This is a genomic window from Mycobacterium paraense (assembly GCF_002101815.1).
GTDB lineage: Bacteria > Actinomycetota > Actinomycetes > Mycobacteriales > Mycobacteriaceae > Mycobacterium > Mycobacterium paraense.
On the sequence record NZ_LQPM01000024.1, the window covers coordinates 197061 to 209806 of the forward strand.

The 12746-nt window shown below is 70.2% G+C and carries 15 protein-coding genes; 9 read left to right on the forward strand and 6 right to left on the reverse strand.

What is annotated here, in order from left to right:
• Positions 1-10: 10 nt before the first annotated feature.
• A complete protein-coding gene (gene ppgK, locus AWB89_RS19565; protein WP_085175887.1) occupies positions 11-817 on the reverse strand; it encodes a polyphosphate--glucose phosphotransferase in 807 nt (268 codons plus the stop codon).
• Positions 818-920: 103 nt separating this feature from the next.
• Between ppgK and AWB89_RS19570 the strand changes: the two genes are divergently transcribed.
• Positions 921-1805, forward strand: coding sequence for an inositol monophosphatase family protein (locus tag AWB89_RS19570; RefSeq protein ID WP_085175888.1), 885 nt, complete (start codon positions 921-923; stop codon positions 1803-1805).
• A gap of 7 nt (positions 1806-1812) precedes the next feature.
• On the opposite strand, the gene cei is transcribed toward AWB89_RS19570, so the two are convergent.
• The gene (cei, locus tag AWB89_RS19575) at positions 1813-2463 is read right to left on the reverse strand and encodes an envelope integrity protein Cei (protein WP_085102889.1); all 651 of its coding nucleotides are present in this window, start codon (positions 2461-2463) and stop codon (positions 1813-1815) included.
• A 183-nt stretch (positions 2464-2646) separates the two neighbouring features.
• Between cei and AWB89_RS19580 the strand changes: the two genes are divergently transcribed.
• Positions 2647-2949: a DUF4193 domain-containing protein gene (locus AWB89_RS19580; RefSeq protein WP_036468275.1), complete on the forward strand. Its 303-nt coding sequence runs from the start codon at positions 2647-2649 to the stop codon at positions 2947-2949.
• A gap of 4 nt (positions 2950-2953) precedes the next feature.
• Here AWB89_RS19580 and AWB89_RS19585 read toward each other — a convergent pair whose 3' ends face one another.
• On the reverse strand, positions 2954-3439 hold the full coding sequence (locus AWB89_RS19585) for a DUF3093 domain-containing protein (RefSeq protein ID WP_085175889.1): 486 nt from the start codon (positions 3437-3439) through the stop codon (positions 2954-2956).
• A gap of 25 nt (positions 3440-3464) precedes the next feature.
• Here AWB89_RS19585 and dut point away from each other — a divergent pair, with 25 nt between their 5' ends.
• The gene (gene dut, locus AWB89_RS19590; protein ID WP_085102892.1) at positions 3465-3929 is read left to right on the forward strand and encodes a dUTP diphosphatase; all 465 of its coding nucleotides are present in this window, start codon (positions 3465-3467) and stop codon (positions 3927-3929) included.
• The gene (locus AWB89_RS19595) at positions 3929-4672 is read left to right on the forward strand and encodes a DUF3710 domain-containing protein (protein WP_085102894.1); all 744 of its coding nucleotides are present in this window, start codon (positions 3929-3931) and stop codon (positions 4670-4672) included. The genes dut and AWB89_RS19595 overlap by 1 nt, the downstream gene beginning before the upstream one ends.
• Before the next feature lie 5 nt (positions 4673-4677).
• Here AWB89_RS19595 and AWB89_RS19600 read toward each other — a convergent pair whose 3' ends face one another.
• Positions 4678-5376, reverse strand: coding sequence for a hypothetical protein (locus AWB89_RS19600; RefSeq protein ID WP_085175890.1), 699 nt, complete (start codon positions 5374-5376; stop codon positions 4678-4680).
• A gap of 136 nt (positions 5377-5512) precedes the next feature.
• Here AWB89_RS19600 and AWB89_RS19605 point away from each other — a divergent pair, with 136 nt between their 5' ends.
• Positions 5513-5881, forward strand: coding sequence for an OB-fold nucleic acid binding domain-containing protein (locus tag AWB89_RS19605; RefSeq protein WP_085102899.1), 369 nt, complete (start codon positions 5513-5515; stop codon positions 5879-5881).
• Complete coding sequence (locus AWB89_RS19610) at positions 5878-6513, forward strand: DUF3159 domain-containing protein (protein WP_085102900.1); 636 nt, start codon at positions 5878-5880, stop codon at positions 6511-6513. The genes AWB89_RS19605 and AWB89_RS19610 overlap by 4 nt, the downstream gene beginning before the upstream one ends.
• Here AWB89_RS19610 and AWB89_RS19615 read toward each other — a convergent pair.
• Entirely contained in the window at positions 6510-7184 is a 675-nt protein-coding gene (locus tag AWB89_RS19615) for a potassium channel family protein (RefSeq protein WP_085102902.1), read from the reverse strand. The two genes, AWB89_RS19610 and AWB89_RS19615, sit on opposite strands and share 4 nt — an antisense overlap.
• Positions 7181-7864 (reverse strand): potassium channel family protein, encoded by a 684-nt coding sequence (locus AWB89_RS19620; RefSeq protein ID WP_085102904.1) that lies wholly within the window; start codon positions 7862-7864, stop codon positions 7181-7183. Before AWB89_RS19620 ends, AWB89_RS19615 begins: the two co-directional genes overlap by 4 nt.
• 129 nt (positions 7865-7993) lie before the next feature.
• On the opposite strand from AWB89_RS19620, the gene AWB89_RS19625 reads away from it, so the two are divergent.
• The 3 genes from AWB89_RS19625 to AWB89_RS19635 are packed head-to-tail and all read left to right on the forward strand — an operon-like array spanning position 7994 to position 12745.
• The gene (locus AWB89_RS19625; RefSeq protein WP_085102906.1) at positions 7994-9988 is read left to right on the forward strand and encodes an APC family permease; all 1995 of its coding nucleotides are present in this window, start codon (positions 7994-7996) and stop codon (positions 9986-9988) included.
• A complete protein-coding gene (locus AWB89_RS19630; RefSeq protein ID WP_085175891.1) occupies positions 9985-11175 on the forward strand; it encodes a class I SAM-dependent RNA methyltransferase in 1191 nt (396 codons plus the stop codon). Before AWB89_RS19625 ends, AWB89_RS19630 begins: the two co-directional genes overlap by 4 nt.
• A gap of 37 nt (positions 11176-11212) precedes the next feature.
• On the forward strand, positions 11213-12745 hold the full coding sequence (locus AWB89_RS19635; RefSeq protein WP_241519458.1) for a cation:proton antiporter domain-containing protein: 1533 nt from the start codon (positions 11213-11215) through the stop codon (positions 12743-12745).
• Position 12746 lies beyond the last annotated feature (1 nt).

Below are 12746 nucleotides of genomic sequence, written 5' to 3' on the forward strand. Positions count from 1 at the left end.
CGGCCAAAATTCAGTGGGTCACATCCGAAGTGGCCGCCATCGCCGCGCCCACGATGCCGGCGGTGTTCTGCAACGCCGCGGCCACCACCGGGGTCCGGTTTTCCAGCAGCGGGAGCCACTTGTCGGCCTTGCGGCTGATCCCGCCGCCAGCGATGAACAGGTCCGGCCAGATCGCGTTCTCGATGGCCACCAGCACCCGTGTGACCTGCTTGGTCCACTTTTCGTAGCTCCAGCCGTTGCGCTCCTTGACCGACGACGCCGCCCGCTGTTCGGCCTCCTTGCCACCCACTTCGAGGTGCCCGAACTCGGTGTTGGGTATCAGCGTCCCGTTGTGGATGACCGCGGAGCCGATGCCGGTGCCGAAGGTCAGCAGCACCACCAGACCGGACTGGTTCCTGCCGGCGCCGTAGTGCTCCTCGGCGAGCCCGGCGGCGTCGGCGTCGTTGAGGATCACCACCTCCTGGCCGTCCAGTTCGGCGCTGATCACGTCGCGCGCGTTGCACCCGATCCAGGCCTTGTCGACGTTGGCGGCCGTCTGCACGACCCCGTGGGTGACGACGCCGGGGTAGGTCACCCCCAGGGGACCGGTCCAGTCGAAGCCGCGGACGACCTCGGCGATGGTCTTGGCGACGGCCGACGGGGTGGCCGGCTGCGGGGTCAACAGCTTGATCCGTTCGCCGATCAGCAGCCCGGTGTCCATGTCGACGATGCCGCCCTTGATGCCGCTGCCCCCGACGTCGATGCCGAACCCGCGACGCTGCGGCTTGCCGGAGACCGCTTGCAGGGGCGTGCCCGTGGTCGAGTCGGTGCTGGTCATCGAGACTCCTCGGCGAGAGTTGGCCTGTCCGCCCACCTTAGCCCGGTGGCGACGCCGGTTGCGGCTATCTGCGGCGCCGTGGCGTCTGTGATGCGATGGACCGGTGACGCCACCCGATAACGACCCCGCGCAGCTGCGTTCCGTGGCCGAAAAGCTGGCCGCCGAGGCCGCCGAGTTCGTGCGGCGCCGCCGCGCCGAGGTGTTCGGCGGCCGGGCCGCGAGCCTTTCCGCGGCGGGCAGCGGCGCGGTGCGCTCGAAGACCACCCCGACGGACCCGGTGACGGTGGTCGACACCGAGACCGAGCGGCTACTGCGGGATCGGTTGGCCCAATTGCGGCCCGGCGACCCGATTCTCGGCGAGGAGGGCGGCGGGCCGGCCGGCGACGGGACCGCCCCCGCCGGCGCGGTCACGTGGGTGCTCGATCCCATCGACGGCACAGTGAATTTCGTCTACGGCATCCCGGCCTACGCGGTGTCGGTGGGCGCCCAGATCGACGGCGTGTCGGTGGCGGGCGCGGTGGCCGACGTCGTCGGCGGCCGGGTGTACTCGGCCGCGACCGGCCTGGGCGCGCACGTCAGCGACGAGCGGGGCACCGAAGCCTTGCGGTGCGCCGCGGTCGACGAGTTGTCGATGGCGTTGCTGGGCACCGGTTTTGGCTACTCGCGGCGGCGCCGCGTGAGCCAGGCGGCCTTGGTGGCGCAGCTGCTCCCGGTGGTGCGCGACGTCCGTCGCATCGGGTCCGCGGCGCTGGATCTCTGCATGGTCGCGGCGGGCCGGCTGGACGCCTTCTACGAGCACGGGCTGCAGGTGTGGGACCGCGCGGCCGGCGCGCTGATCGCGGCCGAGGCGGGGGCCCGCGTGTTGGTCACCGAGCCGGACGGCCCGTCGGGCAGCGCGGGTTTGGTGGTGGCCGCCGCCCCGGGCATCGCCGACGAGCTGTTGGCGGCCCTGGAGCGGTTCGACGGCCTGCAGCCGCTGCCGGAGTGAGCGAGGATCAGCAGCTGCTGGAGTGAATCTTTTGCAGCAGTGCGGGATCCGACGGCTCGGTGGCGCCCGGCTTCAGGCTGGCGAGCACCGCATCGACGTCGTCGTTGTGGGCCAGCGAGGTGAACTCGGTGCCGATGGCCAGGTCGACGGAATCGTCGGCGCGGTTGTCGTTGAACAATTCCGTGCACGGCGCCACCAGCCACACCGCGGCGGCGGTGGCCTGCCCGGCCGTGCCGAAGCGGATCTGCCCCTGGCAGTTCAGCCGGGTGCCGGCGTAGACGGGGTCGTTGGCGGCGGTGGGCTGCGCGAAGCCCAGGTCCTTCATGGCGCCCGCGACATCGCCGGCCTGGCCGCCGCGACCGCTGGCGTTGAGCACCCGGACCTTGGTGTCGGCGAGCTTGGCGGGGGTGACGTCGGCCATGGCGCTGCGCGACACCTGCTCACCGAGTTGGGGGGCCGTCGACCCGGGCGGCTGCGGCGGCGGGTTGCACACCACGGCCTCGTGCACCTTCGCCGGTCGCGTCAGCGCCACCGTCCACACCACGCCGGTGGCCACCACCAGGAGGACCAGCACCACGATCGCGGGCCGGGGATTGCGCCGCCTGAAGGGCCTCCCGTGCTTGTCAAAAGCCGTACCTTCGGTAATCTGTGCGACCACATGTGCACTCTAAAGGCACTGTTTAAGACTCGAGGCAAGGGTCAATCCCGGGGTGTGATGCAAATCACACACTAATGGCGCGCGATCCGGGCACGAATCGTTTGGTGGATGCGTTCGACGCTGGTACAAAGCGTTGCTTGGGATAAACGAGGCCTGTTAGAGGGGATAGGGCAGGGGAGAGATATGCCTACCGATTACGACGCTCCGCGGCGTACCGAGACCGACGACGTCTCGGAAGACTCGCTCGAGGAGCTCAAAGCACGACGCAACGAGGCGGCCTCGGCCGTCGTCGACGTCGACGAGTCTGAATCAGCTGAGAATTTCGAACTGCCCGGCGCCGATCTTTCCGGAGAAGAGCTGTCCGTACGCGTCATCCCGAAACAGGCCGACGAGTTCACCTGCTCGAGCTGCTTTCTGGTGCAACACCGCAGCCGTCTCGCCAGCGAGAAGAACGGCGTGATGATCTGTACCGACTGCGCAGCCTGATCGGTCAGCTGCGTAATGCCGACAGCACCCGCTCGGGGTGACGGCAGCTCACCAGCCAGTACGGCGTCGGGTCGTCTGGGTCATCGAGGACCACCAGCACCATGGGCCCGACCCATGCCCGGTGCAGCACGTAGGCGGCCGGGTCGAGCTGGCGGCCCAGGGCTGCCGACTTCGCCGACGGCGCAACCTCGGCCGAGCGGGCGATCACGTTGACCGGTAGGTGCGCCTCGCCGGCCCACAGCTCCACCCCGCCCGGGGCGGACGGGTCGGCGGTGACGCGGATCTCGACCCGGCCCAGCCACAGCAGCGCGCCGGTGGCCACCACGAACAGCGTTGCGTACGGCAGCCAATCGGGCAGCGAGCGAACACCGAGGTTGACTTCGAAGGCGATCAGCGCCGCCAGGCCGAAAGCCAGTGGCCACCACCACCATGGCACCCACAGCCGTTCGCGATATCGCACGCCGTGCGGCGCGACGCGCGTTCCAGACACGCGGTCAAGGGTAGTCTGTGGCCCCGTGTCCACCAGTCTGGCCATCGTCCGCCTCGATCCCGAACTCCCGCTGCCCAGCCGCGCCCACGACGGCGACGCCGGGGTCGACCTTTTCAGCGCCGAAGACGTCAAGCTGGACCCGGGGCGTCGCGCCCTGGTGCGAACGGGCGTCGCGGTGGCCATCCCGTACGGGATGGTGGGTTTGGTGCACCCGCGCTCGGGATTGGCTGCGCGCGTTGGCCTTTCGATCGTCAACAGCCCGGGCACAATCGACGCCGGGTACCGCGGCGAGATCAAGGTCGCGCTGATCAATCTCGACCCGGACGAGCCGATCGTGGTGCACCGCGGCGACCGGATCGCCCAATTGCTGGTGCAGCGGGTCGAGTTGGTGGAGCTGGTCGAGGTGTCGTCGTTCGACGAGGCCGGGCTGGCCGAAACATCCCGTGGCGACGGTGGTCACGGTTCCTCCGGAGGACATGCGAGTTTGTGATGGCGGCATTCGGTAAGCGCTCAGACAAAGGCGACGGCGACCCCACGGACGACGTCGAGGCCCAGGTTTCCCCCGAGGAGTCCGACGAACTCGAGGGCCCGTTCGACATCGACGACTTCGACGACCCCGCGGTGGCCGAGCTGGCGCGGCTCGACCTGGGCTCGGTCCTGATCCCCATGCCGGAGGCCGGCCAACTGCAGGTCGAGCTGACCGAGACCGGCGTCCCCAGCGCGGTGTGGGTGGTCACGCCCAACGGCCGCTTCACGATCGCCGCCTACGCCGCGCCCAAGACCGGGGGTCTGTGGCGCGAGGTGGCCGCCGAGCTCGCCGAGTCGCTGCGCAAAGACTCGGCCAAGGTCAGCATCAAGGACGGGCCCTGGGGCCGCGAGGTGGTCGGCACCGCCACCGGGGTGGTGCGGTTCATCGGGGTCGACGGCTACCGCTGGATGATCCGCTGCGTCATCAACGGCGCGCACGAAACGATGGAAGCGTTGGAGCAGGAGGCGCGTGCGGCGTTGGCGGACACCGTGGTTCGCCGCGGCGACACACCGCTGCCGGTGCGGACGCCGCTGCCGGTGCAGCTGCCCGAGCCGATGGCCGAACAGTTGCGGGCGGCCGCGGCCGCGCAGCAGGCCCAGGCGCAGGGGGAGCAGCCCCCGGGTGAGCAGCCGCCCGAGCCGGCCGCGCGCCGCAGCGCCGAGGGGTCGGCCATGCAGCAGCTGCGCACCACCACCGGCGGTTAGTTTTACTACAGCTCTTCGAGGGCGGCCAGGCAGGCCGCGCCCAGTGCGGCGGGGTCCGCGCCGAGCTGGTCCAGCGTCACCGTCCGCAGCGCCGCCCGCGGCGCGGCGGTGACCCAGTCGACCGCCACCTGCAACGGGTGGATCGGATCGTCGACCGCGGCGGCCACCGCCAGCGGCGTGCCCAGCCCGGTCAGGTCCGCGCAACTGGGCGCGACGTATTCCGCCGCCTCCTCCATGGCGTCCGGCAGCTGCGGCCACTGGGCGCGCCACGACCGGGTCAGCTCGTCGGCCAGCCACGGCGGGCTGGAGGCCCGCATCTGCGTCGTCGTCGCCGCCAGGCCGTCGGCGCGCAGCTGGGACGCCGAGTACCGCGCCGCCAGCGCGGCGGGCGCGGTTCCGGGCGCGCCGGCCCAGGCGGGCAGCGCGGCCAGGACGGCGACGGCGCGGTCGGGGTGGGCTAGCGCCCACGCGGCCGCCACGGCGGCGCCGATCGACACGCCGCCCACGCCGATCGGGCCGTCGCGGGCCGCGTCGTCCAACGCGGACAGATACCCGTCGATCAACCGGTCCGGCCGGGGCGGCGGGGCCACCAGCGTGGCGCCGACCGCGCGCAGCGGACCGGAAAACGCCCGGTAGACGTAGTCGTCGTCGGAGCCGGTGCCCGGCAGCAACACGGTCGCGACGCCCCGCAGATCGACAGCCACCCCTCGATATTGCCCGGCCGTCGCGAGCCGTCCAACATCACGTTTCGTTGGGTTGGCGCCGGGGAACCAACAGGTCTACGGTGTCCGTTGGCATGGAGGAAGCACCGAGGCTTTTAGAGCACTGTCAGGAGTGGCCATGGGGGCCCAAGGATATTTGCGCCGGCTCACCCGTCGGTTGACGGAGGACCCGGAGCAGCTCGACTCCGAAGAATTGTCCGACGAAGTCGCGAGTACCGGCGCGCAACGTGCGATCGACTGCGAACGTGGCCAGGAGGTCACCATGGTCGGCACGCTGCGCAGCGTGGAAACGAACGGCAAGGGTTGTTCCGGCGGGGTCCGCGCCGAACTGTTCGACGGCACCGACACCGTCACGCTGGTGTGGTTGGGCCAACGCCGCATCCCCGGCATCGACTCGGGGCGCACGCTGCGGGTCCGGGGCCGGATGGGCAAGCTGGACAACGGCAGCAAGGCGATCTACAACCCGCACTACGAAATTCAACGGTGACCGCTCCCAGCGAGCGCCTGCTGGAACAGGTGGGCGGATTCAGCGGGATCATCTACTCGTCGCTGCCCGTGGTGGTCTTCGTGGTGGTTTCCGGCCTGTCCGGTCTGCTGCCCGCCATCGGCGCCGCGCTCGGCGTGGCCGCGCTGGTCCTGCTGTGGCGCCTGATCCGCCGGGAATCCACCCAGCCGGCGTTCTCCGGGTTCATCGGCGTCGCCGTCTGCGCGCTGATCGCCTACGCGGTGGGGCAGTCCAAGGGCTACTTCCTGCTGGGCATCTGGATGTCGCTGCTGTGGGCGGTGCTGTTCGCGGCGTCGGTGCTGATCCGTCGGCCCCTCGTCGGCTACGCGTGGAGCTGGGCCACCGGGCGCGACCGCGCCTGGCGCGAGGTTCCGCGGGCCGTCTACGCGTTCGACATCGCCTCGCTGTGCTGGGTGCTGGTGTTCGGCGCCCGGTTCGTGGTCCAGCACATCCTGTACGACGCCGACCAGACCGGTTGGCTGGGCGTGGCCCGCATCTCGATGGGCTGGCCGCTGACGGTGCTGGCCGCGCTGGCGACGTTTGCGGCGATCAAGGCCGCGCAGCGCGCGATGCCCGCCGAGGAGAACGCCGGCGCCGAACGGGTGACCGACTAGTCGCCGGGCTCGGCGTCCGGCAGCAGCAGCTTCTGTAGCTCCTCTTCCGCCTCGGCGACCGCGACGAAGAGGAGTTCGTCGCCGCCTTCGAGCGGCTCGTCGGCCTCCGGCACGATGACGCGCGGCCCGCGCAGGATGGTCACCAGGGCCGCGTCCCGCGGCAGCTGCAACCGGCGCACCGGCTTGCCGCCCCACGGCGTGTCGTCGGGCAGGGTGATCTCGACCAGGTTGGCCTGACCGCGGCGGAATTCCATGAGCCGCACCAGATCACCGACGGCGACCGCCTCCTCGATGAGCGAGGCCAGCATGCGCGGCGTGGACACCGCCACATCCACCCCCCACGCATCGGTGAACAGCCATTCGTTGCGGGGATCGTTGACCCGGGCCACCACCCGCGGCACCGCGAACTCGGTCTTGGCCAGCAGGCTGAGCACCACGTTGGCCTTGTCGTCGCCGGTCGCGGCGACCACCACGTCGAAGCCCTCCAGGTGCACCGACTGCAGCAGGCTCAGTTCGCAGGCGTCGCCGAGGCGCCAGTGCGCGGCCGGGATGGCGTCGACGTCGACGTGCTCGGGGTTGCGCTCGATCAGGGTCACGTCGTGGCCGTTGCCGACGAGTTCGCGGGTGACCGATCGGCCGACGGCGCCGGCCCCGGCGACAGCTACTTTCATTTGCGCGGTCCCGACTCGAGGTCCTCTGCCGGCGGCAGCGCCGCGATGGCGACCGCCTCGGCGGCGCGGCCGGATATTGCCGCGATGTAGACCTTATCGCCGGCCTGGATCACGGTCTTCGGTTCGGGCAACACCCCGGTGCCGAACCGGATCAAAAACGCCACCCGCGCGCCGGTGGCCTGCTCCAGGTCGGTGGCCCGGTGCCCCACCCAGTCCTCGTGCAGATCGACCTCGGCCACCGCGACGGTGCCGGTGGGGTCGCGCCACTTGGCGGTCTCGCTCTCCCGGGTGAGCGTGTTGAGCAGGCGGTCGGTGGTCCAGGGGACCGTCGCGATCGTCGGGATGCCGAGGCGCTCGTAGACCTCGGCGCGCTTGGCGTCGTAGATCCGCGCGACGACGCGCTGCACGCCGAAGGTCTCCCGCGCCAGCCGCGCCGAGATGATGTTCGAGTTGTCCCCCGACGACACCGCGGCGAACGCGTCGGCCTCCTCGATGCCCGCGCTGAGCAGCACGTCCCGGTCGAATCCCTGGCCCAGCACCCGCTCGCCGGAGAACTCCGGACTGAGCCGGTTGAACGCGGTGCTGTCGCGGTCGATGACGGCCACGTCGTGGCCGATGCGGGAGAGCGCGTCGGCGAGCGAGGAGCCCACCCGGCCGCAACCCATCACAACCACGCGCACTTGGGGTCCTCTCGGCCGGGTCCTGCGCTGTCCAATCGGCAACCCGGGCTGGCCAGCCGATTCGGTCCGTCCGCAACATTGTTGCCTACGAAACGCTACCAAGCCCGGGTGGGCTTACTCTTGGCTCTCGTGTCCAAACTTTCGACCGCTGCGCGCCGGCTGCTGATCGGCCGGCCGTTTCGCAGCGACCGGCTGAGTCACACCCTGCTGCCCAAACGGATCGCCTTGCCGGTGTTCGCCTCCGATGCGCTGTCCTCGGTGGCCTACGCGCCCGAGGAAGTCTTCCTGATGCTCTCGGTGGCCGGGGTGAGCGCGTACGCGCTGACACCGTGGATCGGTCTGGCCGTGGCCGCGGTCATGTTGGTCGTGGTCGCCAGCTACCGGCAGAACGTGCACGCCTACCCGTCGGGCGGCGGCGACTACGAAGTGGTCACCACCAACCTCGGCGACACCGCGGGCCTGGTCGTGGCCAGCGCACTGATGGTGGATTACGTTCTCACCGTTGCCGTTTCGACGGCGTCGGCGATGTCGAACATCGGCTCGGCGATCCCGATCGTCGCGCAGAACAAGGTGTGGTTCTGCGTGGCCGCGATCCTGTTGGTGATGGCCCTGAACCTGCGCGGGGTCCGCGAGTCCGGGCTGGCGTTCGCCATTCCGACCTACGCCTTCATCATCGGCGTGTTGGTCATGATCGGCTGGGGCCTGTTCCGGATCTTCGTGCTGGGCAACCCACTGCGCGCGGAGTCGGCCGGTTTCGAGATGCACGCCGAGCACGGCCAGATCGTCGGCTTCGCTCTGGCTTTTCTGGTGGCGCGGTCGTTCTCCTCGGGCTGCGCGGCGCTGACCGGTGTCGAGGCGATCAGCAACGGCGTGCCGGCGTTTCAGAAACCCAAGTCGCGCAACGCGGCCACGACCCTGCTGATGCTGGGCGGCATCGCGGTGACCCTGCTGATGGGCATCATCGTGCTGGCCGAGAAGATCGGGGTCAAGCTCGTCGAGGATCCCGCGCGGCAGCTGACCGGCGCCCCGCCGAACTACTACCAGAAGACGTTGGTCACGCAGCTGGCCGAGACGGTGTTCGGCAGCTTTCACATCGGGTTCCTGTTGATCGCCACGGTCACCGCGCTGATCCTGGTGCTGGCGGCAAACACCGCCTTCAACGGGTTTCCCGTGCTCGGCTCGATCCTGGCGCAGCACAGCTACCTGCCGCGCCAATTGCACACCCGCGGCGACAGATTGGCGTTCTCCAACGGGATCCTGTTCCTGTCCGGGGCGGCCCTGCTGGCGATCATCGCGTTCCGCGGCGAGGTCACCGCGCTGATCCAGCTGTACATCGTCGGCGTGTTCATCTCGTTCACGCTGAGCCAGATCGGCATGGTGCGGCACTGGACCCGGCTGCTGCGCACCGAGACCGATCCGCGGGTGCGGCGCAAGATGATGCGCTCGCGGGTGGTCAACACCGTCGGCTTGCTGTCCACCGGCGCGGTGCTGTTGGTCGTCCTGGTCACCAAGTTCGCCGCGGGAGCGTGGATCGCCCTGTTCGCGATGAGCTTGCTGTTCATCATCATGAAGATGATCCACCGGCACTACCACACCGTGAGCCGGGAGCTGGAGGAGCAGGAGGCGGCCGAGCACGACGTGGTGTTGCCCAGCCGCAACCACGCCCTGGTGCTGGTGTCGAAGCTGCACCTGCCGACGCTGCGCGCGCTGGCCTACGCGCGCGCCACCCGTCCCGACGTGCTCGAGGCCCTCACGGTCAGCGTCGACGACGCCGAAACCCGCGACCTGGTGCACAAGTGGGAGGAAAGCGATATCAGTGTGCCGCTCAAGGTCATTGCGTCGCCGTACCGCGAGATCACCCGCCCCATCCTCGATTACGTCAAGCGGGTCAGCAAGGAGTCGCCGCGCACCGTGGTGACGGTGTTCATCCCCGAATATGTGGTGGGCCACTGGTGGGAGCAGGTGCTGCACAACCAGAGCGCGCTGCGGCTCAAGGGCAGGCTGCTGTTCATGCCCAATGTGATGGTGACTTCGGTTCCCTGGCAATTGAATTCGTCGGAACGACTCAAGGCCTTCCACCCGCACGCGGCGCCCGGCGACGCCCGTCGCGGCATCTTCGATTGAGCACCGAACTGACGCTGGTCACCGGCCCCCCGGCCAACGGGGGGAGCTGCGTGGCGCACCACGAGGGCCGGGTCGTGTTCGTCCGCTACGCGCTGCCCGGCGAGCGGGTGCGGGTGCGGGTGACCTCCGAGCGCGATTCCTATTGGCACGCCCAGGTTGTCGAGGTGATCGAGCCGTCGGACGACCGCGTCGCGTCGCTGTGCCCGATCGCCGGGGCCGACGGCGCGGGCTGTTGCGATTTGGCGTTCGCCACCCCCGAGGCGGCCCGGGGGCTCAAGGCGCAGGTCGTCGCCAACCAGCTGTCCCGGCTGGGCGGGCACGACTGGGCTGGCGAGGCGGTGCCGCTCTCCGATGCCGGGCCCGCCGGGTGGCGCACCCGCGTCCGGCTGGAGGTGGGCGAGGACCGCCGGCCCGGCTTCCACCGCTACCACAGCGACGAGCTGGTCACCGACCTGCGGTGCGCGCAGCTGCCGCCCGGCATGCTCGACGGGCTTTCGGAGGCCGACTGGCCCCCGCACGCGCAGCTTCACGTCGCCGTCGACGACGACGGCGAGCGCCACGTCGTGTGCGCCGTGCGGCACGGCCGGCGGACCCAGACCACGGTGGTCGAGGGCGGCTACGAGGCGGTGCAGCGGGTGGGCGCGCGCAACTGGCGGGTACCGGTCACGGCGTTCTGGCAGGCGCATCGCGACGCGGCGCGCGTCTACAGCGGCCTGGTGGTCGACTGGGCGCAGCCGAGTGCGGGCATGACGGTGTGGGATCTCTACGGCGGCGCGGGCGTTTTCGCCGCCGCGCTCGGCGACGCGGTGGGTCCCTCGGGGCGGGTGCTGACCGTCGACACCTCGCGCTCGGCGACGCGGGCCGCGCGCGACGCGCTGGCCGACCTGCCCCAGGTGGACATCGTCACCGACTCCGTCCGGCGGGCGCTGACCGCGCAAGGGCCCGGGGCCCCAAGGGCGGATGTGGCGGTGCTGGACCCGCCGCGCGCCGGCGCCGGGCGCGAGATCATCGACCTACTGGCCGCCGCCGAGGTGCCGCGCGTGGTCCACATCGGTTGCGAGGCAGCGTCTTTCGCGCGCGACATCGGCCTGTACCGCGCGCGCGGCTACGCTGTCGAGAAGATCAAGGTGTTCGACGCGTTCCCGCTGACCCATCACACCGAATCCGTTGCGCTGCTGACCCGTTAGGTCGATTCTCCCGGCAGCGGCTAGACTCCGTCGCGGTGTGCCGGGAAGTCTGGTCGGCGATGTCCTTGTCGACCAACCGAAAGGCTCGGGTGCGGTCCCGGCGATCATGAACGAAAGCCTCGGTTACGCACTGATCGTCTCGTTCACGAGCGCACTCGGTCTGATGGCCGTGCTCGCGAACCGCCTCACCGAGCGGGTCAAGGTGCCGGTGCCGCTGCTGGTGCTGATCGGAGCCGCCGTGGCGGTGCGCGCGGTCCCGGTGGTGCAGCCACCCTCCGAGCGCACCGTCGAACGGGTGATCACCATCGCGCTGGTGCTCGTGTTGTTCGACGGCGGCATGCACATCGGTCCGGCGCGCTTCCGCGCCGCGGCCGCCCCGATCCTGTCGGTGGGCGTCGTGGGAACCGCCCTCACCGCTGCCGGGGCGGCACTGATGGTGCACTACGTCTGCGGAATCGGCTGGTTTCCCGCGGTCCTCGTTGCCACCGCCGTGGCCCCCACCGATCCGGCGGTCGTTTTCTCCGTCCTGGGCAAACGCGAGATCAGGGGCCGCAGCAGCACCATCCTGGAGGGCGAGTCCGGCGCCAATGACCCGGTCGGCATCTCCTTGATGTCGAGCCTGGTCGCGGCCGGTGGTCTCAGCGCGGCCGGATTCGCCGGCGTGGGAACCCAATTCGTCCTGCAGATGGCGATCGGCCTGGCCGTCGGGGTGATCGGCGGCCGCGCCCTGCTCGTCTTCATGCGCCGCGTGGCATTACCCAGCGAGGGCCTCTATCCGCTGCGAACGCTGGCGTCCTGTCTGATGTTGTACGGCATAGCCACGCTCGCGCACGGCTCGGGGTTTCTCGCGGTGTTCGTCGCGGGCATCGTGATCGGCGACGCCCGCGCGCCGTACAAGCCGGAGATCAAGCGATTCCACGCCGCCCTGGCCGGTCTCGCGGAGATCGTTGCGTTCGCCGTTCTCGGCCTGACCGTCGACCTCGACGTGCTGACCCATCCCGATGTGTGGATTCCCGGGGTCGCCCTCGGTGTCGCCCTGACGCTGGTGATTCGCCCGTTGGCGGTGGGCTCGTGCCTGGTTCCGGTTCGACTGCAGCGGAACGAACGTGTCTTCATTCTCTTCGCCGGGCTCAAGGGCGCGGTGCCGATCCTCCTGGGCGAATTCCTCCGCGCCGCCCACGTCGCCGACGCCGAGCGGCTGTACGGCATCGTGGTCGTCGTCGTCATCTTCTCGGTGCTGGTGCAGGGCAGCTCGGTCCCCGGCGTCGCCCGGCTGCTGAAGCTGCCCATGCGCACCGTGGAGACCCGGCCGTGGCAGATCGGTGTCCGGCTCGCGGACGAACCGGAGGGTGTCCATCGGTTCAGTGTTGCGCCCGGCTCCGCCGCCGAGGGGTGCACCGTCGAGGGGCTCAGCGACCGTGTCGGTGACATCTGGGTGAGCATCGTGGTCCGGACCACCGGCCTGGTGCCCGTGCGGGGCGAGACGGAACTTCGGGCCGGCGACGAGGTCGTCGTCCTGGCAGATCCCGAACTTCACTCCACCCTGCGCGAACTCTTCGGCCGGCCGTAGG

What these genes read in the sequence shown, in the direction of transcription:
- ppgK (WP_085175887.1), bottom strand. Translation starts at nt 817, where the DNA reads ATGACCAGCACCGACTCGACCACGGGCACGCCCCTGCAAGCGGTCTCC.
- AWB89_RS19580 (WP_036468275.1), top strand. Translation starts at nt 2,647, where the DNA reads ATGCCTACCGATTACGACGCTCCGCGGCGTACCGAGACCGACGACGTC.
- AWB89_RS19595 (WP_085102894.1), top strand. Translation starts at nt 3,929, where the DNA reads ATGGCGGCATTCGGTAAGCGCTCAGACAAAGGCGACGGCGACCCCACG.
- AWB89_RS19605 (WP_085102899.1), top strand. Translation starts at nt 5,513, where the DNA reads ATGGGGGCCCAAGGATATTTGCGCCGGCTCACCCGTCGGTTGACGGAG.
- AWB89_RS19615 (WP_085102902.1), bottom strand. Translation starts at nt 7,184, where the DNA reads ATGAAAGTAGCTGTCGCCGGGGCCGGCGCCGTCGGCCGATCGGTCACC.